The organism is Chryseobacterium sp. Mn2064 (assembly GCF_049319685.1).
Taxonomy (GTDB): domain Bacteria; phylum Bacteroidota; class Bacteroidia; order Flavobacteriales; family Weeksellaceae; genus Chryseobacterium.
This window is the reverse complement of sequence record NZ_JBMOUE010000005.1, coordinates 1-25,331: the sequence shown is the minus strand read 5'-3', so window position 1 is coordinate 25,331 and position 25,331 is coordinate 1. Positions and strand designations below refer to the sequence as shown.

Here is a 25,331-nt window from a genome sequence, read left to right as displayed (position 1 = left end):
AGTTGCTTAAGATCTCCTTTTTTGAACAGAATTCTTCCCTTTAATCATGATTATTTCTCTGTGATGTGCAAAATTTCCTTTTTTTAAAGTAATCAATCATATATAAAAAGGCTTTTCTGAAGCCATTTGAGCGTGTTTATTAAATGCATTGTCGTAGAATTACGACACAAAATCGTAGAACTACTACAATTTTTCAGATTTACATTCAAAAGTTTTTTTTACTAAAAAAGACCTTCTATATTTGTTGAACAATCACCAAATCACAAAATATTATTAACGATTAAAATTTACAAATCATGGCAGAAAGAAATTCAAGAGGAATCTTAAAATTCAACAACGGAGAAGGTCAGAAGCTGTTAAAAATGAATTACAGCGTAGCAAGATCTACAGACGTGTCAGGACGTGTAGCATCAGATCCTTCTAATGCATTGATTAAAGTTACAGTAGAAGCTACTGAAAAATCAGACATCCTAGAAAGCTTATTGAATGGAAAATATAAGCCTACAGTAGGAGAAATCACATTCAATAAATCACACGAAGAAGGAACTTTGATCACTTTAAAATGGGAAAACGGATACGTTATCCAACACGAAGTGGACTTTGACGCTATCGACAGCAACAGTATGCTGATCAGCTTCGTAGTAAGTGCAGAAACTATCGGATACGGTACTTCTGAGTACGCTGGACTGTGGCCTTCATCAGGTAAATAAGCCTATTCATCATCTTAGTAAAAATAAAATTGGTACAGGACAGTGCACTCGTAAGGGTATACTGTTCTGTTTTTTCCATATAATACCATGATATTTCAGACGTATTCTTTGTGAGTATAGCTGTAAAATATATCTTGATTCTGTATTTGCTGTATCAGCAATCATTTATTTAATATATAACCAAAACACAAAACACTATGTTTCAGGATGACAAAACAATTAGAGTAGAAAACTCCGATGCCAGCTTGAAGGCAGGTAAAGAGCAGCTGAAAGATGCTGTCAAAGAAAATATTACTCAAAAAGCAGAAGAAAAAGTGAGTAAAGCAAGCGGAAAAATTAAAAAAACTGTAACAACAGGACAACAAAGTGTAGCCGCTGTACAGGGAGCAGATTTGTTCATGAATCAGACCTTCGTTCCCAATAATCCTTCCATCGTTGAAAATAAAGTGTGGGCCAAGCAGCCTACCTCAAAAATACATAATGTAGAAGCCATTGCAGAAAGTTTTATTGCGGGAATCAACCGCGTGGTAAAACTGGATATCGTTATTGAAGGTCAGATTATTAATCACTTCAAACATTTTAGATTGGTACAAAGCGCAGCCAAACATCATGAATTCAGTCTTACATTGGCACATGACACATTAGGAAGCGCAGAAAACCACAACCTGGAAGAAGCACAGAATTTTTTAGGAAAAAGAATAACGGTAGTTTTCAAGTATAAAGATATTGATAAAGGTGCTGAACGAAACTTTGTTGGAGTCGTTACAGAAGTAGGATTCAGCCAGGAAAAAGGCAGTCTGGGAAATATTGTACTGAAAGGTTACAGCCCAACCGTATTATTGGATGCTGCCCCTCATATTCAAAGCTTTGGAGGCAGTCAGCCTGTAAGTTTGAACAGTATTGCAGATCATGTAATCAGGGAAGGGCTGGGACAAAATAAATTTGACTTTAGAGTAGATGCCCAACATGGAAATGTTTCCTACAGCTCACAATACGAAGAAACCCATTACAATTATCTTGCAAGAATGGCAGAGGCTTATGGCGAGCAGTTCTATTATGATGGAGAAGTGCTGCACTTCGGTAAGCTTCCTCCACAGGAAAAACCTATAAAACTTACCTATGGAAGTAGCGTAAGCGATATTGCTGTTAAGATGAAAGCCCAGCATGTAAGTCCAAGTTTCTACGGATACAACAGTAGTAAGCATGAAAAATTAACTGGCGGAAGTTCAAAGATCAATCACACTTCAGATATTGCAAGACGGGCTTATGAAATCTCAGAAAAAACATTTACCACTCCTTCTTTAAGAGTGGCACCTATCAAGGCATCATCTTTTATGGATATTGATGCTTCTCAGAAAGGAACGGCCGGAAGTAAGGCGTCAGAAGTTTTTATCACTTCGGGAACCACTACTGTCCCTTTTTTATATCCAGGATGTACTGCAGACATTGAAATGCGTAAAGCAGATACTAATGATACAGCCTATTTTACTAAATTAATGATCATTGGAGTGGTTCATGAGGTAGATGCCAGAGGATATTATGATGGTCATTTTGAGGCCATTGCTGCAGATACGGGTTTCATTCCAAGACCTGAGTTCGAAAATCCAAGAGCGGAAGCACAGTTTGCCAAAGTAATTTCCAATACAGATCCTCAGAATCAAGGAAGAGTTCAGGTACAGTTTGACTGGCAAAACGGACCGGATATTACAGAATTTATCCGGGTGATGTCACCTGATGCCGGAAGCAGTGATAAAGTGAACAAAAACAGAGGATTTATGTCCATACCTGAAGTTGGAGATCAAGTCATTGTCAACTTTGTACATCAGCATCCTGATCGTCCGTTTGTGATGGGTGGAATGTTCCATGGCGGAATAGGTGCTGGAGGTGGAGCTGGAAATAATGTGATGAGCCTAAGCAGTAAAAGTGGTAATATCATTCAGTTTCATGATGGATGTGGTATTGAAATTAAAGATAGGAGTGGAAATCATGTTACATTGAGTGGAACCGGGAATATCAAGACAGAGGTAAGCAATGATAGTACGGAAGATATTGGACATGATAGCACGGTGAAAATTAAAAACAATAGCACGGTTAATGTAACTTCAAAGAGTATTCACAATGTAGGAGATGGACAAAGTGTCCTGACAATGGGAAATGATGGTGTAATTGATTTGAGCGGGAAAACCTCAGTTAAGATAAAAGTATCTGATACCAGCTATATTGAAATCACAAGTGGAAAAATTACCATTCAAAGTGATGTCATTGAAATAAAGGGAAAAACTTCGTCATCAATAGAAGGTGCAAGCCCGGCAAAAGCTTTATTCAGTGGAAAAACGACAATCTCTGGAAGTCAAATCATAGAAAATTAAGATATAAATTTGGAATTACACAAATATTACATAAAAACAGCAGATACTTTAGTCTTAATAGCTCAAGAACTTGGGTTGACTGTTTCTGAACTGAAAGAATATCATAATAATAGTTCAAGGCCACATGAATGGATTAAAGCTGACAATACTTTACCTACGTGGTCAGATTATATTATTATTCCGAATTCTGTTGAAATTCTTAAAAAAAATAAAGAAGATTTATTGTCTACGGAAAAAGTTATACTTACACAGAAAGAAATTAAAGAAAGCCAGTATACTATTCTGCAAACAATAGATTTGCAGGTTGCTGGGAGCAGTATGATAGATTCAGAGACAGAAATAGTCTGGGGTTTTAATAAAATAAAAAAAGAGGATGGCTTTTATGGAGATATTATTCAGAAATCACATCAGGTAAAATATATTAAATCTATTTATCGACAGTTTGCCGAGTATATGCAGAAATTTAATAAGCCCCTGGAACATCTGAATGTTGAACTTTTTCCTGAAGGTCATATTAAATCGCTGACTAATCAGGAGGAAATAAGACAAGCTTGGAATGTCTTAAAAGAAAGTTTAAAACCTGAGCTCGGAAATACACTCGAAGAAAAAAATATGATTGAAGGTGGGGATAAAGATTTCAGTAATACTTTGCCTTTGATAAAAAATAATGTTCTTTATACTTTGTTTTTTAATGATGTATTTTATGAGTACACCGAACTCAATATTTTTGCTGAACTTGAAAAGCAGGAATATGTTTCACAAATATTTGCCAATGAAAAAGTAACTCTTTCTAAGAAAAGGAAAGTGGAGAGAGAAGGAAATATTGTTAAAATAAAATTCTATTCTGAGTCTGATTCAAATAAAAATGGACATTTAAGAGAAATTTATAATACGAAATTGAAAGACTTTTTGCAAGAGCCTTACAGCTATTCATTAACATGGTCTTTGGAATATCATTTTGATTTTCTACAAGGTAAAATGTTATTGTGCCATTCTAAAATCAAAGAACAGGCAAGTAATAAATATAGTCATTTGACAGAGCACAAAATAGAACTTACAAAAATCAACAAAAATGGCTAAATTATATGTGCCGGACGGAGCATGGTTGGTATGCTCCAATGGAATGAAAAAACAACAGATAAAAGTGACCAGCCAGGGAAAAGTGACTATTGCAGGGGGATACCTAAAAGCAACGGTAGATGATAGACCTGGTGGAAATTTTATGTGTGGTAAGATGATTGTTGCAGGAGCAATTATTGGGGCAGTAGCAGGTCTTGCTCTTGTCGCAGGGTCAATATTATCAGGTGGAGCATTAGCCGTTGCAGCTGTTGCGGCGGCAGGAGCTGCTGCAGGAGCCGGAGCATCATTGATCCCATCAATTTGTGGAATGTTACTTCATAGTTGGACTCCTTTTGATACTGATGTATTAACTGTTGGAAAACATCCACTTTTAGAAAATTCACAAATACCATGTCGACTAGGTGGAAACGTGATGATACTATACTCTGAAAAAGCAGCAGATGAATTTACTGACCTTACATTAGGAAAAACAATTATAAATACTGTAGGAGTAATAGCTCTTTCGTATATTTTATATCCGGCATTGGCTGCAATAGGGACAACAGCGGTTACAGTTAAAACTACTTTTGCAACTTTCGGAGCTGTTGCCGGCTGGAATTATTTAGGAGGAATTGCATTGACAACGGGAACAGCTTATGGTGTTGGCTGGGGCATAGATCAGGCTAAAGGAGGTGTTTACTCTATTGTACCTACTGGTGATGGGAATACAGTAAAAACATATGTAGATGGGTTTGAAACTGATCCAGAAGAATTAGTGAAAAATTATAAAATTGCCAATTCTAATGGAGACAAAGCCATTTACGAACACACAAATGATGTAGGAGGAGCTGCAGGAGTTGGAAAAGAAACTGTCGGGAATAGAACATCAATATATTATGAGCAGACAACATCTTCATCGGTCCGTTTAGATGATATTGAAGAAAGAGGGGCAATGCAAACATCGTCAGCAAACAGAATTGATGGAGCTATTCCAGGTAGAAACCCTAATGTTGGTACTCCTTATAGAATTGTAACAGGATCAGACTATGGAGGCCGGTATCAGATTATTGAAGAAAATCAATTCACTTCTAATTCTCAATACAATCCAATAAGCAGATCAAATGTTCCAGGTACATTTGGAAATTCACTAAAAAATGCTTATTTGGATCAAAAAGGACTTCCATCATTTAGTAGGCAAGAAGGGCCGAAAGGAGGCGGAGTTTTTATGGGATTAGTACAAGATACTTATAAAGGAATAACCAATTTTATTTTAAAAGGACAAGCGGAAGATTTGATAAAGGCTATGCAAAATGAAGAAGCATCCGCAAGAGCAAAAATAACAGTATTGGCTGGGAAAGATTGATTATATGAAAAAAATAAACGCCGCAAAATTCCATCTCATTACATTATACTTTTGTCTAATTTATTTTTTATACTCATTAGTACTTACAGGCTATGATTTTTTTCATGTAAAACATGAAAATTGGATTCAGGCCGAAAATCAAACAACAGTTTATTCCAGTAGAAGAAGTACTACTGTTACTTATAATTTTATAAGAAATGAAATAAGAATTAGTAGAAAGTATCCGGGAATTTTTGAAGGCCTTAATACGTGGTTTTGGGATATTGATAAGAAGAAAAATAAAGTCGATATTTCTTTTTATATCCGCCAAAAAGATAGTGATAGAATTAAAAACAAAGAAATAAAACATCGGAAAGATATTTTTGGTGGAGAACTCAATGAAATAGAACCTATCCCTTATTTTGGACTAAGAAAAATATATTTGGAATCCAATAAACTATTTTTATTTTTAGATATCTGGAAATACAATTATTCTATTTTAACTGCTTTTATCTTACTTGTATTGCCTTATATAATCATCTTTATAACAAAGAAAATTTTTAAAGTTTCATTACAGGAAGATAAAGACTCACAATTAGAGCATAAAATAGGTGGAATGATGATTTTATGTTTTATTCTTTTGTTTGTCAACTTAATAGTTTAAGATATGAAAAAAATACTACAAATAATTTTAGGGGTAATTGCACTTGGTTTTTTAATAGTGATTATTAAAGACAATTTTTTTACTGATGCCAATACAAAATCATATAATGATGGTTGGGATGCCTATGACAAACAACAATATGAAATGGCAATCTTCAATTTTAACCATGTTGATCCAACTAAGAAACCTGATGTGTTGGTTGGGCTAGGATCTTCTTACCTAAAAATTGGTGATTATAGAAATGCAATTCAAAATTTAAAGAAAGCTTATGATATTGACTATGGAAAAGGAACTCAAGATTATGAAAAGGTTTTGATTTCTTTAGGAATGAGCTATTTATATTCTGGAGATTTAGAAAAAGGCAAACAATTTTTAGAAAAAGCCAGACAGTTAGGTACTTCTGATTTGGAAATTAATTTTAAAATATTGGATTCATTAGAGCGGAAGCAAAGATAAAATAAGAGACCTGAAAAGGTCTTTTTTAGATAAAAGCTGGTGTTAAAAAAATAGAATATATTCAGTAAAAGTATAATAATTTATATTCTATTTTTTAATTGACTTCTATCTTCTTTTCGAAATAGAATATAATGAATAGTTTTGAAGTAAGAATAGCTAATAAACGGACCACCATATTAGGATGTATAGGGGCAATATTATTGTGTGGAACTCTCTATTGTTTGGGTACAGAGATGAAGTATACAACTCAACAAACCTATATAATTATTGCTGGGCTAAGTTTATATACATTGATAATGTATCGTGTCAATGTAAAAAAATCCAAAGTCGTTAATTTTTATTTCAATGCTGACACTGATTTGGTAGTTGTTGGGAATGAGAATACTTTAGAAGATATTTATGTGATAAATAAGTATTATTATAGAAATATACTACCTAAAAGACTTGGATTTTTACTTCATATTAAAACAGATAAAGGCAACTGCATATTTTATATTGTTTCAAAGGATTTGGCTAGTTACACAACAATAGATTCGAATAATGTTGATCAGCTTAGTAAATATATCGATAAAGTATTGAAAGGTAAAAAAAGTAGAAATCTGATTGTTGATTGTATAGCCTATTTACCATTGTTATTAGTACTTATTTCGATAATAACTATAGGATGTGTTTTATATATAATCAATATATAATAAGTTGTTCAAAATTTATTGAGAGAAAAATTTAGCCTGTTCTACAATCGTAATAATTGGATAAAATGAAGATTTTATTATATGTCACATTTATAGTTTTGTATGGTTTCCTTCTTTTCAAACTCCCTACATTATATTCAAAGAGAAAAGTTTTAATCATTACGGGAGTGGGAATCATTGCCGGTTTTATGTTTTTAATGATAGCGTATTTTGTCTTTTTAATGTATGCTTCCCAATATGACAATAGCCTTCGAGTGTATGAAAAACAGTTTTTAAATCTATGCATGGGAATTATTTCATTATTCTTTTTTAGTTTTTTTGTTCTGTTTTTTGTTGATACTATTTTAGAGAATGTTTTAATAAGATTTCATCAGGCCAATAACTCTCAGAATATAGACAGAAATCCTATAAAATTTGTAATCAATAATGTTGATAATATAAAATTAGGATTCAAACTGATATTTTTCCTTGGCGGGTTTATTATTTATTATGGGGTATGTTTTGGAGCTCCAAAATAAATATCATACTATTTAATCCCTATCTATTCATAAATGAATAAAATTAAAATGGATTTTACACCCAATAAGTACTCATTTTTACTCATTTTATTTCCCATTTTTGTGTATTAATTTTCGCTTGTTTATTTCTGCAATATGATATATAAAATATTTATTACTAGACATTTGTGTTGTTTTATTAACTCCATTGTCGTAGAATTACGACACAAAATCGTAGAACTACTACACTTTTTCAGATTTCCCCTCAAAACCTTTTTTTTCAAAACCTGGGGCTTTATCTTTGTTATATAATTATTGAATTACAATTTATTACTAACGATTAAAATTTACAATCATGGCAGAAAGAAATTCAAGAGGAATCTTAAAATTCAACAACGGAGAAGGGCAGAAGCTGTTAAAAATGAACTACAGCGTTTCAAGATCTACAGACGTATCTGGACGTGTAGCATCAGACCCTTCTAACGCATTGATCAAAGTTACAGTAGAAGCTACTGAAAAATCAGACATCCTAGAAAGCTTATTGAACGGAAAATACAAACCTACAGTAGGTGAAATTACATTCAACAAGTCACACGAAGAAGGAACGCTGATCACTCTAAAATGGGAAAACGGATACGTTATCCAACACGAAGTAGACTTTGACGCTATCGACAGCAACAGTATGCTGATCAGCTTCGTAGTAAGCGCAGAAACTATCGGATACGGTACTTCTGAGTACGCTGGACTATGGCCTTCATCAGGTAAATAAGCCGATACACTTTAATAAAAAAATTACAACAGAACAGTATGCTCATGGAGTGTACTGTTTTGTGTTATCAATCCTCAGATCTAAAATAAAAAAATGTTCAGAAAATTTTTACTCATTATTGCTTTTATAACTTACTTTACCTCCTTACAGGCACAGAATACTTCTACTTTATACAAAGGAACCGTAAATGGAAAAATGCAGGTAACCCTATTCCTACAGTCGGTAGAAAATGGCTGTGGAGGCGATCCTTTCTATAACGGTATGTATCGCTACGAAAAAGTCAGCAATTGGCTGCAACTTAATGTAACTGAAGGGGCAAAACAACAATTTGCCATGGTAGAAGAAGGTTTTACCGGTCTCATGATTTTGAAAAAAGAAGGAGAGATGATGAACGGAACCTGGATAAGCCCGGATAATAAAAAGCAAATCCCGGTACAGCTTAAAAAAGTAAACATAAGTAAAAAAGAAATGCAGACTTATGAAGACAAAATGGAAAAGCTGAACTATGAAAATCATGACTGTTAACAGCTAAATCATAAGACAAAAATAAACCCTCAGAAAATGAGTCCAAAAGCGTTTAAGTACTAAACTTTTAGCCATTTCGGACTCATTTTTAGTTTTCAACTTTCCATTTTCAGTTCCCAATTTCTATCCTATTTTCATATATTTGTTCATTATAGATAATATGGACGCAACACAAGATAAAAGGCTGTTTCTCATCGATGCTTATGCGATGATTTTCAGAGGATATTACGCACTGATCAGGAATCCGAGATTAACCAGCAAAGGTCTGGATACTTCTGCTATTTTTGGTTTCACAAACTCTCTTATCGAATTGATTAGGAGAGAAAAACCTACCCATTTGGCAGTCGTTTTTGATGTAGGACAGGCAAGTGTAAGAACAGATGATTTTGCAGACTATAAAGCCAACAGAAGCGAAACTCCCGAAGCCATTAAAATTGCAGTTCCATATATTCATAGAATTTTGGAAGCTATGCATATTCCAATTCTTGGAGTAGAAGGCTATGAAGCCGATGATGTAATTGGTACCATTGCTTGTAAAGCAGAAAAAGAAGGCTATACTACCTTTATGGTGACGCCCGATAAAGACTTTGCTCAGTTGGTAACAGACAAAATCAAAATCTATAAACCAGGTCTGAAAGGAGGGGATATAGAAATTCTTGGAGTAGATGAGGTGAAGGCAAAATACGAAATTGAAGATCCAAAACAGGTGATCGATTATCTTGCCATGATGGGAGATGCGGTAGACAATATTCCAGGTCTTGATGGAGTAGGAGAGAAAACCGCAATGAAGTTCCTTAAAGAATATGGAAGTATTGAAAACCTTCTGGCTAATACAGACCAGTTAAAAGGAAAACTGAAAGAAAAAGTAGAAGCTTCAGCAGAACGCGGTATCATGTCTAAGAAATTAGCAACCATTATCTGTGATGTTCCTGTAGAATTTCATCAGGAACAATATGATCTTGAAACCCCTGATTTTGAAAAAGCAAAAGAAGTTTTCGAAGAAATAGAATTTAGAAGGCTGTATGAAAACCTTTACAGAGCTTTTGCTCCCGCAACTACAGAAACTGCATCAGTAGTGAGCGAAGTGGAGGTAAAAGAAAAACAGACTCCCACAGCAGCAGAGGTGAAAGGACAGGCCATGCAGCTTGACCTTTTTGCCAATTTCGAAGAACTCGATCAGGCTACCTCTACAAAATCTAATATTGAGCACAACGACCATCTTTATCAGTTCATAGATAATCCTAAGGCTCAGAAAAAATTGGTAGAAAATCTATTGAAACAAAGAGCCGTCTGTTTTGATACAGAAACCACTTCTCTGAATGAGCTGGAAGCAGAGTTGGTAGGAATGAGCTTTTCTTATAAAAAAGGACTTGCCTATTACATTCCTTTATCTGAAAACAGGGAAGAAGTATTGCAGACTTTGGAGATTTTCAGACCGTTTTTTGAGAAAGAAGACCTATTGAAAATTGCTCATAATCTGAAATTCGATTATAAAATCCTTAGACAGTACGACATTACCGTAAAAGGAGCCATGTTTGATACCATGATTGCCCATTATCTCTTAAATCCAGATGGCAGACACGGAATGGATTACCTTTCAGAAGTATATCTGAATTATAAACCTGTATCCATAGAAACTATTATCGGGAAAAAAGGCAAAAAACAAGGAACTTTCAGAGATGCAGATTTGAGAACACAGACAGATTATGCTGCTGAAGATGCCGATGTAACATTCCAGTTATATGAGCTGTTCGCACCGCAACTGAAAAAAGAAAACCTTGAAGAACTTTTCTACAACATAGAAATGCCTCTGATGGAAGTTTTAGCCAAAATGGAACTTATCGGAATTTCTCTGGACGAAAAATGGCTGGCGCAGGAAAGTGTTGATCTTGAAAACGATTTGAAACAGTTGGAAGCTAAGATTTTCGAACTTTCAGAAGAAGAATTCAACATGAACTCACCCAAGCAGCTTGGAGAAATCTTGTTCGAAAAAATGCAGCTTGATCCAAAAGCTAAGAAAACTAAAACCGGACAATATGCAACTTCAGAAGACGTACTTCAGAAACTGTCTTCAAAACATGAGATCATCAAACATATTCTCGAATACAGAACCTATCAGAAATTAAAATCAACCTATGTAGACGCTTTACCTTCACAGATTGATAAACAAGATAACAGAGTCCATACTAATTTCTCCCAAACCACGGCTGCCACAGGACGTCTTGCCAGTGTGAACCCGAACCTGCAGAACATCCCGATCAGAACTTTGAGAGGACAGCAGATTCGTGGAGCTTTTGTTTCAGGAGAAGGAAAAAAGATTATCTCTGCCGATTATTCCCAGATCGAACTTCGTCTTATTGCTGAGATCTCAGGAGAAGACAATATGATCAAAGCCTTCCAGGATGGCGAAGATATTCACGCTTCTACAGCGGCCAAACTCTTTAAAATTCCTTTAGAAGAAGTTTCCAAAACGCAGAGAAGTCAGGCGAAAACAGTAAACTTTGGAATCATCTATGGACAGGGAGCTTTTGCGTTAGCAGAACAAACCGGTTTATCCCGTACAGAAGCCAAGCAAATGATCGAAGCTTATTTCGAGACCTATCCAAAACTGAAAGAATACATGGCCGGACAGGTAAATAGAGCTCGTGAAATAGGATATGTGGAAACTATTTTAGGAAGAAAAAGACACTTGAAAGACATCAACTCCAACAATTTTGTAGTAAGAGGCCATGCCGAAAGAAATGCGGTAAACGCTCCGGTACAGGGAAGTGCAGCGGATATCGTAAAAATGGCCATGATTAAAATTGATAAAGAGCTGAAAGAACAAAAATTAGAAACCAAAATGTTGCTTCAGGTACATGACGAATTGGTATTTGAATCTCCAATTGATGAGGTTGAAGCTGCTTCAAAATTAATAAAAACAGAAATGGAAAGTGCTTTAAAAACACAGGTTCCATTACTGGTAGAAATCGGAGTAGGAGACAACTGGCTGGAAGCTCACTAAACAACAAGATATGAAAGTTAAAATCTTATATATTCTTTTTATTTTTCCGGTTCTTATTCCTTCTCAGGCAAAACGCAGCCCCGAGAAAGAATGGTATAATTCTCAGAGGATAAAATGTCAGGAGCAGAATCAAAAAGATAAGGCCGAATATATGAGATTGAAAAAAGAAGCTTCAGAAATGGACTTCTATGAGTTGACGAGAGCCATTATTAACGATCTGGATAAAACACAGTTTACAAGGAAATATATTAATTTTTGTTATCAGTTTTCTCAACTTTTATGTGATACTGTAGATCCGGAAGAATATAACTGTATTAAAGAATATAATACTAAAGATCCTTTTTACAGTCGTAAAAGCTGGACTGCCGGTGACCTGAAATATCTGGGAAGTGTTTTTGACGACAAAATTATCATTCCGAGTAAAAAAAGCAGCGGATTCGGTTATAAAGAAGGATTTTATTATACTGATGAAGAAACGAGTTCTATATTTAACAGTTTTAAAAAAGGAAAAAAAGAAGAAAGTGAAAGAGAATTTTTTTATTACTCTAAAAAAGATAAGACCCCTTTGGTAATATCTTCTGAAGAAGTAATGGACACTCTTTTCTTTGATTTTCAGAATGTATTAGGATATAAGGTTGAAGTAAACCAATATATCAACGGTAAGAAATCCGTCAAAATATTTGAATATCAGAATGGAGAATGGGTAAAGAATGAATAACCTCTCCATCATTGTAAAACATAAAAAACTTCCGCAGCCCTGCGGAAGTTTTTTTGTGGATGAAACTATCTTCTTCTTGAAGGAGCACTTCTGGTATGAGGATTTACATAAGTTCCATTTTTTCTGTAATAGCCTTTTACGCTCACACTTCCTCCCGAGAAACCGCTGCTTGGTTTGTATTGAGACGTTGAAGCAGGAGAAGGGCTTTTGCTCAATGAAGTATAGTTACTATAAGAAGTATATACCGGATTGTAGAGCCAGCCGGAATAATTTCCCCATTTTACCTTTTTATAACTGTTCTTATTCGAATTTGAAGAAAGGTAAATTTCTGTGTTTTTAGGAATTACCATAACTACATTGGAAGAATCTGTAGCATTATAGATTTTGGCTTCTTCAGATAATAAAACAGTGTAATAATTGGTGGAGCAGGATAATGGAGCAATACAAAGGATAAAAAAGAAAAATAAGTTGAGAATACGCTTCATGACATTGTTATTATATCATCAAATCTATGACGTATTTTGAGGATATACTTACGGAAATCCGTAACTGAAATATTCTTATAAGAAAGTAATAGAAGCGTCTGATAAGGAATCAGGGCATGAGTTTTTCCTTAATTTTTCTATAATGAAGCAAACAAATACTGATGAATCCAAGAGTAATCACAGGAAAAATGGATGAAGAGATAGTATAATAGAGTTCAGCGTTAAAATCGTAAGTGCTCCACAAAGACTCTCTGTCTACAAAAATAGAATAGTTCCAAAAAATCCAGACAAAACATAACATCAGAAATTCAATAGCAATTCGGACAAAAATTTTTTTTATAAATGAAAACAGAATAAAAACAGAAGAAAGAAACATTCCTGTAAAAAAGGACATAAAAACAGCATCTTCTAGAAAACTGCATTCCAGACAGCCACTTGACATATGATCGGAAAGATAACCCATCGACCAGTAGAACTGTATCATAGTAATTGCGAAAATGATCAGAATGCTGATTGATATTTTCTTCAAAAAGATTAAAAAACGGTGAGATTTGGGTTCAGTCCTTTCCAAAATATAAACGTGTTTTATTTTTTTATTAATCTTATTAATGCCAGGTCGTCTGTTGGCTTCATTCCATAATGATGTTCCAGCTTTTTTATTTTTTTATTCAGCATTTCATCGGACTCATCATCGATTGGACCTATCATAAGATATTCTATACCATTGATAGATTCATCAATATCTGTTTTTTTACTTGAGAAAAAGTAAGGATTCCATCAGTAGCAATAGACACATCATCCAGATGATCAAAATGTATTTTCTGATGAAGAGACTTATACCATTCTTCAAAATTTTTATTTAGATGATACGCCAAATAATCAGGTTTATTATCACGGTCAAATTCAGTGATTTCTCCATTAATACAAACGATGCCGTCACCTATAGATAAAATAATTCCTTTGTTTTGAGAATGGTCATAAAACAGAATAATAAGAGTACTCAGTAACTCCTTTTCGTCCAACATGAGATACTTTTTCATAAACCTCATTTCTTCAAAAAGACTTTTTATAATATCTTTAAGCTGTTGATCAAGACTTAGGCTGCTATCTTTTTCATATAATTCCCTGTACCCGCATTCGACGATAATCTTACGAAGGATTTTCCCAATTAAAGTAGAGGCAAAATGACTGTCCATAGCAGTGGAGCAGCCATCCATTACAGCGCATATCATTTTGTCGGTACTTATTTTTTTGATGATAAGGTCATCTTCACAGTGGAGCGTATGATAGTCTCCGATTTGAAGGGTAGAATATACTTTCATGGGTATTATAGAGAAAGGAAGGATTATTTATTTTTCCGGATAAAAAAGTTTTCCATGGATGAGTTGAACAGAGGCTCCGGGTTCATTATAAACCCATCCAAGATCAATCGCTTCAGATATTTTGGATTGAATAAGCTGAGGAGTGATTTGCATGGGCTCGCGTCCATACGATATAGATCTGCAAAAACCTACGCTGATTAATAGAAACCGTCCTTCACTTTCATGTCGTATGGGAATCTCATAATCACTGTTATGTTGTTCATTATGAGAGATTTTTCGCCTTATTTTCCAGTAGAAAACTTCGTTCTTTACAACAATCTTTCTGAGTCCTTTTTTTGCTATTGCCATGGTATATTTAGTTTTTGAGAATCATTGAAGAAATTTCTCAACAGATAAAAGTAAAAATAAATAATAGTAAAGATAAAACTAATAACAGGAAAGACCTTCAGGAAGTTAATCTTTAATAGATATATTCTTACAAAATATCCCGGAACATCAACTTTTGCAGTCAATATTCCGGGATATTGTTGATATGAATTCCATAAAAGAAATAATGAAATCTCAGAATAATTTAGGTATTGAATTCAATTTCTCCCATATAATAGAGTTTGTTTTCTTCTCCATCTACAGAAACCGGGTTAGGGATAACAAATCTGCTCGCAAAAATAATAGCATTCACAGGTGTATCCAGATTCATTTCGTTCAGTTTGTTTTCAAGGATCGGAAGCCATTCATCTGCATAAGAATACTCTGAGAACTTTTCGTAAAGACCTAAGTTTTCATTTTCGAAGCCATACTCCATGAAGTCGTCATCAAACCATTGAATGTTTTGTGATTCTGCAAATTTAGACATATACAGGTCTTCATTTTCCTCTTCTATATAATAGTTTTCATCCTCTTCTACAAAATTATAAAAGTCTTCTTCGGTCTTAAAATACCCTAACCAGAAGTGTGAAATTTCTTTATCCATAAGTGAAGTTTTATATACGTTTTGTTTTTTATATTTTTTAATAAGTGGGACTTTTCCTAAATGTATAGCATCCCTGTTATCATCGAAATTCCTGGTGAAGCTCCAATATTAACATTGAGTTTCTCTAAGTCCTGATTGATAAAATCTCCGGTATTCAGATCATACAGACGGAATGTTGAATTCCCAAAAGTCATTCCTCAAATGCTTTTTGCACACAGAAAAATGAACTTCCAAAGATAAGCACAATCCATGTAAACGCAAGGTTTTTCATACAGAGTTTCAATATCGAAATATAATATTACAAAAGATTTCCGGGAAACCAGTTGGAGTAACAGAACAAATTCTCGCATCAAAAATAGTTCTGTAATTTTTTTTATTGTAATTTTATTTTTGGTTTAAATTATAAAAAACAATGGATTTTCTTCAGGATCACTATGCTGTAAAAAACGAATTGGTACTTATCTTTATCTCTGTGATTCTGGGATTACTGATCGGAGCAGAAAGAGAGTACAGGAATAAGTCTGCAGGCCTTCGAACCTTTATTTTAGTCTGCTTTGGGGCTTGTTTGTTTACGATTCTTTCCATCAAAATAGGAGTCGCCAACCCGGACCGTTTGGCGGCCAATATCATTACAGGAATTGGTTTTCTTGGAGCAGGGGTTATCTTTAAGGGAGAAAATAAGATTGAAGGAATTACCACAGCAACTACAATCTGGGCAACGGCTTCTATAGGGATGGCTGTAGGTTCCGGATATGTTTATCTTTCACTTTTAGGAACAGCCTTGGTGCTTCTTATTCTGAGCGCTTTAACGTATCTTCAGAATTTTATAGATAACTATCATAAAGTAAGGGAATATAGAATATCATTAACAACTTCCAAAGATATTCAGTATTGTGAGACTATTTTCAAAGAACATCATCTAAGTTTTTTGATGATCAAACAGATGTATAGTCAGGGAAGTTTGGCAGTTACTTGGAGAATTACGGGGAAAAATACATATCATGAAGAAGTCATCAGACGTTTGGTAGATGATCCGAAAATTACAGCTTATCAATTTTAAATAAAAAAATAAAGGCCGGAGCCCTTATTTTTTATTTTTTTCTGAAAATATACATGTCCTTGTTGGGGCCTTCAATCTCTTTACCTTCCATATCTAGTTGGATGAGCATATTTTCGCCGACTTTATATTGATAATTGGTTGTTTTACCTTTTAAAATAATCTTACTTCCAGTACTGTCCCAGGAAAAAATTCCCTTATCCTGATTCTTTGAGTTTCTGTCGATATATTCTTCCGTAATGCTGAAGGTCTTATCATCGTTCAATAATAAAGACGTTTTTATTCCCGGGCAGTCTGCACATGGTAAAGTAGCGGTATAGGTTCCGGCCCAGTCCAGTGCATTTTCAGAAGTATCACCTGCAGCTGTTGGAGTTGCTTTGGTTATACTGTCTGAAAGAGCAGGCTGAACAACAGCAATTGAATCTGATCCTGCACCAACCGATTCTCCGGCTTTTTCGTTTTTAGTACAGGAAGCCAAGAATACAGCAGCTCCCATTCCGGCAATAAGCATTTTGCTTTTCATCATAATAATGGTTTTTAAAAGTGAAATGACTTCCAATCAACAAAAACCAAGCCACGGAAGGAAATATAAGTGAACGGTGAATTCGCTTCGCTTGTCAGTTTTTAATGAATTTATAATCAATCTGGAAGTTCCATATGATTGTAAAGATTCACCATTTATTCGGGAAGCAAAATTTACTATTGACGATCTTTATTTTTAAAAACGACCTCATAATAACTTTTCCGCCAGTTTTATGGAGCCCATTCATATTTTTCTTCGTAAATTCGGGCAAAATTTTGATTATGACAAAAAAGATACTTTTATCTGTATTTCTTTTGCCGGCTGCAATGGCATTTGCACAACAATATGGAGGAATGTGGATTCCTACAGAGCTGAATGAAAAGGAAATGAAGGATTTGGGAATGAAAATTTCTGCTAAAGATATTTTCAACCCTCAGAAGCCGAGCATAAAGGATGCGGTGGTACAGTTTAATGGTGGATGTACAGCAGAAATCATTTCACCTAAAGGATTGCTACTTACCAACCACCACTGTGGTTTTGGACAGATTCAGGCACATTCTACCGTTCAGAATGACCTTCTTTCAAATGGATTTTGGGCAAAAAATACAGAAGGAGAACTTCCTAACCCGGGAGTAAAAGTAGATTTTATAGTAGATATAAAAGACGTTAGTGATCAGATTTTAGAAGGTACAGATAATCTTACAGAACCTGAACTTACTAAAAAGATCAATAATAATATTGAGGTGTATAAAAATTCTCAGAAAATTGAATCGTACCAGTCGATTTTGGTAAAGCCGATGTATTATGGTAACAAATACTATGCATACACCACCGAAACCTATAAAGATATCCGTCTTGTAGGAGCACCGCCTCAAAGTATCGGTAAATTCGGTAGTGATACCGATAACTGGGTTTGGCCTAGACATACCGGAGATTTCTCAATGTTCAGAATCTATGCAGGTAAAGACAATAAACCGGCAGAATATTCAAAAGACAACGTACCTTACGTTCCCAAACATTACCTTCCGGTTTCTATAAAAGATAAAAACGAAAACGATTTCACTTTTGTATTCGGTTTCCCTGGAAAAACTACGGAATATCTTCCTGCTGTAGCGGTAGAGAAGATCATGAAGGAAATAGATCCTGCAAGAATTGCCGTACGTGATGTTGCTTTAAAAACATTGGACGAGAAAATGCGTGTTGATAACGAAACGCGTATCAAATATGCATCAAAATATGCATCAGTAGCAAACTACTGGAAAAAATGGATAGGAGAAGTAGAAGGTTTGAAAAAATCTAATGCTGTAGAGAAAAAAGTAATGTATGAAGGATCTTTAGTGGCTAAAAATCCAGAAATCAAAACGACTTTAGACCAACTGAACAAGTTTTACAATGATCAGGCTCCTTATGCATTAAACAATGCTTACTATACAGAAGTAATAAGAAATGCTGAAACATTGAAGTTGGCAGGAGATTATTACGACTTTATCACTTCCGTTGAAGCCGGAAGAATGGACGAAAAAGAACTTGCGAAGCTTAAAACAAAACTGACGTCTTTCTACAAAGATTACAGTGCAGAGCTGGATGCAAAGGTGACGGCAAAATTATTGGCATTATATGTTAATAAAACAGCACCACAGTTTTTACCAGCTGGTTTCAACAAATATAAAGATGAAGCTCCAAATATCCCTGTGGTGGAAGATATGTCTAAAAACTCCATCATTACAGGAAGAACTGCTGTAAACGGAGCGGCATTAAATACAGATATTGAAAAAGCATTCTCTAATCAGGATAAGCTGATCAAAACCCTGAAAAAAGACCCTATTTATCAGTTGTATGTTTCTATAAGAGAGACGTATATGAAGACTGCTGATCCTCAGTTTACTTCTATGCAGACAAAAATTGATGCGTTGCAGAAAAAATTCATGGCACAGCAGATGCAGACCGATAAAGACAGAAAATTCTTCCCGGATGCGAATTCAACACTTCGTGTAACGTATGGTAAAGTAAAGGGATCTACTCCTAGAGATGCCGTTTCTTACGGTTATCAGACCCACTTAGCCGGAGTTATGGAAAAATATGTTCCTGGAGATTATGAATTTGATGTTCCTAAAAAACTGATCGATCTTTACAACAAAAAAGATTTTGGAATCTATAAAGATAAAACAGGTGATGTTCCGGTAGGATTTACTGCTACCAACCACACAACAGGAGGAAACTCAGGGAGCCCGGCGCTGGATGCTAACGGAAACCTTGTAGGGCTTAACTTCGACAGACAGTGGGAAGGAACGATGAGTGATATCAATTTTGATCCTCGTTTCAGCAGAAATATCATGGTAGATACAAAATATATCCTTTTCATCATCGAGAAATTTGCCGATTCTAAATGGCTTGTTGACGAAATGAAGATTATAAAATAATTTTTAAAAGTTATACCTTTAAAGAATCTATTTAAATTAAGTTTTGAATAGATTCTTTTTTATTATAATCATGATGAAAGATAAGATCATTAATGCACTGGCTGCGCTCGAAACAGACCATCTTGGGAAATCTTTTCCACTGGATTACTGTTTGCCGCTTTATCATACCGTTTCTGATCAGGACCTTCCCCATATTCGGAATGTGATCCGATATAAGACGACAAAACAGTTTGAACAAGATCTGGACTATATCTCACGGCATTTTCAGTTTGTAGACTGGAGAGAGTTTAAAGACTTTACTTCAGGAAACTTCAATCCGAAGAAAAAAATAGCACTACTTACTTTTGACGATGGTTTCAGTCAATTTTACGATATTATTGCTCCTATTCTGGAACGCAAAGGAATTTATGCCTGCAATTTTATCAATCCGGCTTTTGTAGATAATAAGGAGATGATGTTCAGGTGCAAAGCCAGCCTTATTGCCGATGCTGTTGAGAAAAAGAAAACTATAGATCCCGACATATATCTTGCATTATCACTTAAAGATGCGGATAAAGCAATTTTACAAAAGAAAATTTTAACTGTCAATTATCAGGAAAGAAATATTCTGGAGTGGCTTGCAGAGAAACTTGAGGTTGATTTCAAAGCATATTCCGCAGAATATAAACCTTATTTAAGTTTCGAAGAATTGAAAACACTTACCGGTAAAGGATTCGGAATTTCCTCTCACAGCTGGGATCATCCAAAATACAAGGACTTGTCATTAAAAGAGCAGATGGAAACTACAGACCAAACTTTTACTTATTTAAAAGATAATGGATTTCTGTATGAAAGTTTTGCTTTCCCTTTTACCGATTTTGAGGTGAAAAAGGATTTCTTTGATGAGCTTTTTAAAAACAAAGAAATGTACTGTAGCTTTGGATGTGCCGGAGTAAAACTGGATAGCGAAAAGCGAAATTTCCAGCGAATTCCTATGGAAATGGGGGAGAGTAGTGAAGCTATTCTTAAAAAGGAAATAGCCTACTTCAAGCTGAAAAAGCTGATCAATAAAAATACGATTCTAAGAAAATGATACAGCTGAAAACGTTCAACAGAAAAGAACTGGAAGAGTTTGTTGTATCTGGAGCTTATCAGCAGTATGACTTTCTTCCTATTACAAAACACAGGGCTTTGTCACAAGTCAGAAATCCTAAGGCATCGGATGAAGATACTCTTCTTATTTTGGCTTTTTTTGAAGATCAGCTCATTGGATATGTGGGTTGTTTTCCTGATCAATTGATTGCAGATGGAAAAACGATTCATTATGCCTGGCTCAGCACACTCTATGTAAACCCGGAATTCAGGAAAAAAAGGCCTTCGAAAATTTTACTGAAAAAAGTTTTTGAAGAGTATCACGGAAAAATTGCCATTACAGAATTTACGAAAGAAGCAGAAGCTTTGTATACAATTATGGGTGTTTTTGATGATGTCTTCCCAAAAAACGGAAAACGGTATTATTTCAGAACGGATGCTGCTACCATCGTTCCCGAGAAAAACCCGAAGACAGAAAAGTGGAAACCTTTTTTCCATGTTTTGGATGCTGTTGCCAACTCTTTGATCTCTATCAAAAACATGGGAGCAGAAAAACCGAATTTTCGTTACGAAGTTCTTACCCGTATTGATGATGAAAGCAGTCGTTTTATCAAATCATTTCCGAGTGTACGCGATGCGGAAACAATCAATATTTTTATAGAGCGTCCATGGGTTTTGGAAGGGAAAAAAGATCCGAAGTATCTCTTTTCAAGCTTTGCCAGGAAATTTCAATATTTCTGGATCAAGATTTTTGATGAGAATAATATTATTACAGACTGTTTTTTGCTCCAGCTTCGGGATGGATATCTTAAAATTCCGTACCTTTTTTCCAATACAGATTTGAATAAGGTTGTCCAATTTCTTCATTATTTTATTGTTAAAAATAAAGTGAAAGGTTTTACCAGCTATCAGACTCGTTTAAATGAGGCGATCGGGCATTCAAAATCATTTCCGAAAATCTATGAAAGAAACTTCAAAAGAGAATATCTTTTTCATAAAGACTTACTCAAGGAATTGCCTGCCGATTTTAATCCTCAATTTCAGGATGGTGATGCCGATTGTATGATGACCTGAGAAAGTAGTGAAGTATCCACGGCCAATTCGGCAGAGAATATTATAGACATAAAAAAACGCTCAACAAATTATGTGTTGAGCGTTTCTGTTTTTTAGTGTCCGAAAATATCTTTCAGTTCTACTTCTTTAAAAGTACCCATTTTGCTTACCGCTTCCATATCTAGGTTTTCCTTTTTCCCGATAATAGCAGTGTTAAAATGCACTGATTTAATCTCTGTCTGATAAAACTCCCTGATGTCATCAAACTTTAAATCCTGTATCTGATGGTAAATATCCTTTCTGAAATCATGATGAATATTCAGTTTTTTTAGCCTTAATGTATTAAAGAATACATTATTTCGGGTAACTCTGGTAGAAGCAATCTGCTTCAGAGCTGCATTTTTAGCATTTTCAAACTGTATCGTTACTTCTGGAAGCTCGTTCATCAGCTCATTCATGGTGTCTACAGCAATCATCAGTTTATCAGGTTGAGTTCCGATGTAGGTAGAAATATAATCAGGATGATTCAATTGAGAATTGGCAGCATAAGATACATAGGCTGAATATGCCAAGCTTTTGCTTTCACGAATCTCCTGGAAAACAATTGAAGACAATCCTCTTCCGAAATATTCGTTGAAAACATTGATCTTTCCAAAATAGTTGGTATTTACAAGGTTTCCTTTTCCTATTTTACTCATTTCCATTTGAACCATATCATAATTAATGAAATATACATTACCTCCTGTCGCAGGTTCAGGATATTTCTTTGGTTCCGGGATCTGAAGGCTTTCATTTTCTGTATACTTTCCGATATATCCTTTGAATCCTTCAATATTTTTTCCGTAGAAGAATATCTGATAAGGATATTGGAAAAGAGTTTTCATACGGTTGGTGAAGACTTCAGAAGAGCTGCTCTCCAATTCTTCTTTCGAAATAACATCGGTAAAACGTGAATTGTTACCCAATTTAGTATAATTCGTTAAAGCAGTCATGATGCGGTTTTTGTCCTTCTTCACGGCCTGGCGGTTTTCCAATACAGTACCTACAAACTGAAGATACACTTCCTGATCAGGTTTCACATCGTGCATCCAGTGTTGCAGAAGAGCAATTCCTTTTTCTATATTTTCTTCCAATCCGCTTAGAGAAATAATCAACTGATCATTGCTGGTTTTAAAATCATTACTGATCCCTATTTTAAAGAACTCTTTCTTCAGATCTTCCGGCGAAAGACGTTCTGTTCCTAAATATTGCAATAATTGAGTTGAAATTCCCAGATCACGGTCATGATCACTTCCCAGAGGGAAAATAAAATGTACCTGAGCAATATCGTTGTATTTATTTTTTACGAAACTTAATTTTTTACCTTTAATATCGTCTGTAATAATTTCTTTTTGATAATCAATAAATTCAGGCTGGATGTCTTCGGTTGTATCAGACAAGATCTCTTGTAAAAACTCAGATTGAGCTTCGCGGTTGATTTTTACAGGGGTAATTCCTGGATTTTCAACCCTGATAAGTCTGTCGTTAACTCCTTTCTCTTTATTCACAACCACATAGTTTTCTTTGAAAAAGCTATTCGCAAAATTCACCACGTCTTCTTTGGTAAAGTTTGCGTATTCATCCATTTCATTCAGTTCCTGTTCCCAGGTTCTTCCTTTTATATAGGTATCATAAAGATTGGTGGCCAAGCCTTCTGCAGTTTCTAGGCCTTTCATTCGCTGAAGTTTGAAATCATTAATGATAGCCGGAAGCATCCAATCCGGGAAATCTCCTTTTTTGATAAGTTCAATTTCCTCCAAAACCATTTCTTTTGCTTGTTCTAATGTTTGAGTCTCCCTAGGAACAGCTACAATAGAGAAATAGCCGTATTGTCTTAACCCTACAGAAAAAGCCTGTGCCCAAAGCATTTTTTGAGTCTGATTGATGTGAAGGTCCAATAAACCGGCTTCCCCTCTGTTACTAAGAATATTAGCAACCACATCAGCCAGCATGGCCTCTCTTGTTCCGTAGCTTTCTGTTCCCCAGGCCAGTTGAACCCGTGGAGTAGTAGGACTTTTTACTGTTCTTGTTACAACTTCTGTAATAGGTTTTTCAATAATAGGTGTTTTCTTAGGTAATTCTCTATAAGGTAAAACACCAAAATACTGATCAATCAGCTGAATGGTTTCCTCAAAATTGAGATCACCAACCAAGACCATTGCATAGTTGTTGGGAACATAATATTCATCAAAATATTTATGAATTGCCTTCATGGAAGGGTTCTTCAAATGTTCAGGGTTTCCTAAAGTGGTCTGCTGCCCGTTGGGATGAGTAGGGAATAAAGCGTCCATCAGTTCATAATTCACAAGTCTCGTATCATTATCCTGTGCTCTGTTGAATTCTTCGTACACAGATTCCAGCTCTGTATGGAAAAGACGCAGCACGATCTCAGAAAACCTTTCTTTTTCTATTTTCAGCCACTTTTCAAGCTCATTGTTCGGAATATTGTTCTTGTAAACCGTTTCGTCAAACCAGGTATGGGCATTGGTACCGCTTGCACCCAAAGAAGAAATAGCTTTGTCGTATTCATTGGCAATAGCATATTCACTGGCTTTTTGAGAGATTTCATCAATCTTTTTATAGATTTCTTTTTTCTTCTCAGCATCCTGTTCAGCTTTATGCTCTTCATACAATGAGGAGATCTGCTCAATCAGCTGACTTTCTTTTTCCCAGTTTTGAGTACCTATTTTGGAGGTACCTTTAAACATCATATGTTCAAGATAGTGGGCAAGACCGGTGTTGTCAGCCGGATCATTATTGCTCCCAGTTCTTACCGGGATAAAAGTTTGAATCCTTGGGGCATCAAAATTTTGTGCAAGAAAAACTTTAAGTCCGTTTTTCAACGTATAGATTCTTACTTTATTCTCGTCGTGGGTAATGGTTGTATATTCGTAATGGTTGGGATCGGTGTGAGCCGTTTCCTTATATTTTTTGTCGATCATAGATATAGATTTCATTCTTCAAAATTCAGAACGTAATACAAATGTAAGGAATTGAAAAAAAATACTTTTCTGTTTTCACTACTATTGCATCTATTATTACAGTTGAAAAGGTAAATCACTAAAAAATAAACACCCTTATAAGAAATAGACATATAACTATAACACTAATTCAATCTGATAAGGTAATTAATAACAGGTATTTTCATTCCTAATATATAAGATGTTTTTTAGAAGCTATTTCCTGCTATCCATTTTTACTCCTCGCTCCAATGCTTTCCTCACCAAATCCATCAGCTTTCTAACACCTGCTGCGGGGTAATCATTACTATCAGGGCTATAATCCTTATCGAAAATTAAAAATACCCCCAAAATCCCTCCTTCCTTCTAAAACCCATTTCCCTATCACCCAATAAAAACCCAATCATCTGTGTCAATCTGCGTGATCTGTGGTTTATAAACACACAATGACCTTATTATATAGAGTATACCTTTCACTATTCATCCCTTCAAACCCTCCAACTCTCACCCTCGTTCATCCCTCATTTCTCTTCTCCAAACAAATGTTTAAAATTTTTCATTTTGTTTATCAGCTGTTTAAGGAATTAATATTACTTCAAGATGAATTTTATGTTAAATAAACTTGT

24 protein-coding genes are annotated in these 25,331 nt (G+C 35.0%); 16 read left to right on the top strand and 8 right to left on the bottom strand.

The window, feature by feature from the left end; translation table 11 throughout:
• Positions 1-296 precede the first annotated feature (296 nt).
• From tssD (ACL9RH_RS17670) to ACL9RH_RS17615, 12 genes are all read left to right on the top strand, one after another.
• A complete protein-coding gene (tssD, locus tag ACL9RH_RS17670; protein WP_422694669.1) occupies positions 297-710 on the top strand; it encodes a type VI secretion system tube protein TssD in 414 nt (137 codons plus the stop codon).
• 197 nt (positions 711-907) lie between these two features.
• The gene (locus ACL9RH_RS17665; RefSeq protein WP_422694668.1) at positions 908-3,079 is read left to right on the top strand and encodes a type VI secretion system Vgr family protein; all 2,172 of its coding nucleotides are present in this window, start codon (positions 908-910) and stop codon (positions 3,077-3,079) included.
• A 9-nt stretch (positions 3,080-3,088) separates the two neighbouring features.
• Positions 3,089-4,159 carry a hypothetical protein gene (locus ACL9RH_RS17660; RefSeq protein WP_422694667.1) on the top strand — a complete coding sequence of 357 codons (1,071 nt, stop codon included), beginning with the start codon at positions 3,089-3,091 and terminating at the stop codon, positions 4,157-4,159.
• Complete coding sequence (locus tag ACL9RH_RS17655; RefSeq protein WP_422694666.1) at positions 4,152-5,501, top strand: PAAR-like protein; 1,350 nt, start codon at positions 4,152-4,154, stop codon at positions 5,499-5,501. Before ACL9RH_RS17660 ends, ACL9RH_RS17655 begins: the two co-directional genes overlap by 8 nt.
• 4 nt (positions 5,502-5,505) lie before the next feature.
• A complete protein-coding gene (locus tag ACL9RH_RS17650; RefSeq protein ID WP_422694665.1) occupies positions 5,506-6,144 on the top strand; it encodes a hypothetical protein in 639 nt (212 codons plus the stop codon).
• A gap of 3 nt (positions 6,145-6,147) precedes the next feature.
• Positions 6,148-6,600, top strand: a complete 453-nt coding sequence (locus tag ACL9RH_RS17645; protein ID WP_422694664.1) for a hypothetical protein — start codon at positions 6,148-6,150, stop codon at positions 6,598-6,600.
• A 131-nt stretch (positions 6,601-6,731) separates the two neighbouring features.
• Positions 6,732-7,292 carry a hypothetical protein gene (locus ACL9RH_RS17640; RefSeq protein WP_422694663.1) on the top strand — a complete coding sequence of 187 codons (561 nt, stop codon included), beginning with the start codon at positions 6,732-6,734 and terminating at the stop codon, positions 7,290-7,292.
• Between the two features lie 65 nt (positions 7,293-7,357).
• Positions 7,358-7,810 carry a hypothetical protein gene (locus ACL9RH_RS17635; protein ID WP_422694662.1) on the top strand — a complete coding sequence of 151 codons (453 nt, stop codon included), beginning with the start codon at positions 7,358-7,360 and terminating at the stop codon, positions 7,808-7,810.
• A gap of 334 nt (positions 7,811-8,144) precedes the next feature.
• Positions 8,145-8,558: a type VI secretion system tube protein TssD gene (gene tssD, locus ACL9RH_RS17630; protein WP_422694661.1), complete on the top strand. Its 414-nt coding sequence runs from the start codon at positions 8,145-8,147 to the stop codon at positions 8,556-8,558.
• 93 nt (positions 8,559-8,651) lie between these two features.
• On the top strand, positions 8,652-9,083 hold the full coding sequence (locus tag ACL9RH_RS17625; protein WP_422694660.1) for a hypothetical protein: 432 nt from the start codon (positions 8,652-8,654) through the stop codon (positions 9,081-9,083).
• A 160-nt stretch (positions 9,084-9,243) separates the two neighbouring features.
• A complete protein-coding gene (polA, locus tag ACL9RH_RS17620; RefSeq protein ID WP_422694659.1) occupies positions 9,244-12,087 on the top strand; it encodes a DNA polymerase I in 2,844 nt (947 codons plus the stop codon).
• A gap of 10 nt (positions 12,088-12,097) precedes the next feature.
• On the top strand, positions 12,098-12,805 hold the full coding sequence (locus tag ACL9RH_RS17615) for a hypothetical protein (protein ID WP_422694658.1): 708 nt from the start codon (positions 12,098-12,100) through the stop codon (positions 12,803-12,805).
• Between the two features lie 65 nt (positions 12,806-12,870).
• On the opposite strand, the gene ACL9RH_RS17610 is transcribed toward ACL9RH_RS17615, so the two are convergent.
• The 6 genes from ACL9RH_RS17610 to ACL9RH_RS17585 form a co-directional block, all read right to left on the bottom strand.
• A complete protein-coding gene (locus ACL9RH_RS17610; protein WP_422694657.1) occupies positions 12,871-13,290 on the bottom strand; it encodes a hypothetical protein in 420 nt (139 codons plus the stop codon).
• A gap of 585 nt (positions 13,291-13,875) precedes the next feature.
• Positions 13,876-13,998 (bottom strand): hypothetical protein, encoded by a 123-nt coding sequence (locus ACL9RH_RS17605; RefSeq protein ID WP_422694656.1) that lies wholly within the window; start codon positions 13,996-13,998, stop codon positions 13,876-13,878.
• A gap of 8 nt (positions 13,999-14,006) precedes the next feature.
• Positions 14,007-14,612, bottom strand: a complete 606-nt coding sequence (locus ACL9RH_RS17600) for a protein phosphatase 2C domain-containing protein (RefSeq protein ID WP_422694655.1) — start codon at positions 14,610-14,612, stop codon at positions 14,007-14,009.
• 27 nt (positions 14,613-14,639) lie between these two features.
• Complete coding sequence (locus ACL9RH_RS17595; protein WP_422694654.1) at positions 14,640-14,960, bottom strand: hypothetical protein; 321 nt, start codon at positions 14,958-14,960, stop codon at positions 14,640-14,642.
• Positions 14,961-15,183: 223 nt separating this feature from the next.
• Positions 15,184-15,582: an immunity 22 family protein gene (locus ACL9RH_RS17590; protein ID WP_422694653.1), complete on the bottom strand. Its 399-nt coding sequence runs from the start codon at positions 15,580-15,582 to the stop codon at positions 15,184-15,186.
• A gap of 56 nt (positions 15,583-15,638) precedes the next feature.
• The gene (locus ACL9RH_RS17585) at positions 15,639-15,776 is read right to left on the bottom strand and encodes a hypothetical protein (RefSeq protein WP_422694652.1); all 138 of its coding nucleotides are present in this window, start codon (positions 15,774-15,776) and stop codon (positions 15,639-15,641) included.
• A 218-nt stretch (positions 15,777-15,994) separates the two neighbouring features.
• Here ACL9RH_RS17585 and ACL9RH_RS17580 point away from each other — a divergent pair, with 218 nt between their 5' ends.
• Positions 15,995-16,642 carry an MgtC/SapB family protein gene (locus ACL9RH_RS17580; RefSeq protein WP_422694651.1) on the top strand — a complete coding sequence of 216 codons (648 nt, stop codon included), beginning with the start codon at positions 15,995-15,997 and terminating at the stop codon, positions 16,640-16,642.
• Between the two features lie 31 nt (positions 16,643-16,673).
• Here the strand turns inward: ACL9RH_RS17580 and ACL9RH_RS17575 are convergent, their stop codons facing one another.
• Entirely contained in the window at positions 16,674-17,165 is a 492-nt protein-coding gene (locus tag ACL9RH_RS17575) for a copper resistance protein NlpE (protein ID WP_422694650.1), read from the bottom strand.
• Between the two features lie 278 nt (positions 17,166-17,443).
• Here ACL9RH_RS17575 and ACL9RH_RS17570 point away from each other — a divergent pair, with 278 nt between their 5' ends.
• The 3 genes from ACL9RH_RS17570 (at position 17,444) to ACL9RH_RS17560 (ending at position 21,727) form a co-directional block, all read left to right on the top strand.
• Positions 17,444-19,582, top strand: coding sequence for a S46 family peptidase (locus ACL9RH_RS17570; protein ID WP_422694649.1), 2,139 nt, complete (start codon positions 17,444-17,446; stop codon positions 19,580-19,582).
• Positions 19,583-19,652: 70 nt separating this feature from the next.
• Complete coding sequence (locus tag ACL9RH_RS17565) at positions 19,653-20,654, top strand: polysaccharide deacetylase family protein (protein WP_422694648.1); 1,002 nt, start codon at positions 19,653-19,655, stop codon at positions 20,652-20,654.
• Positions 20,651-21,727, top strand: a complete 1,077-nt coding sequence (locus ACL9RH_RS17560; protein WP_422694647.1) for a GNAT family N-acetyltransferase — start codon at positions 20,651-20,653, stop codon at positions 21,725-21,727. The genes ACL9RH_RS17565 and ACL9RH_RS17560 overlap by 4 nt, the downstream gene beginning before the upstream one ends.
• A 92-nt stretch (positions 21,728-21,819) precedes the next feature.
• Here the strand turns inward: ACL9RH_RS17560 and ACL9RH_RS17555 are convergent, their stop codons facing one another.
• Positions 21,820-24,687 carry a M16 family metallopeptidase gene (locus ACL9RH_RS17555; protein ID WP_422694646.1) on the bottom strand — a complete coding sequence of 956 codons (2,868 nt, stop codon included), beginning with the start codon at positions 24,685-24,687 and terminating at the stop codon, positions 21,820-21,822.
• Positions 24,688-25,331: the final 644 nt, after the last annotated feature.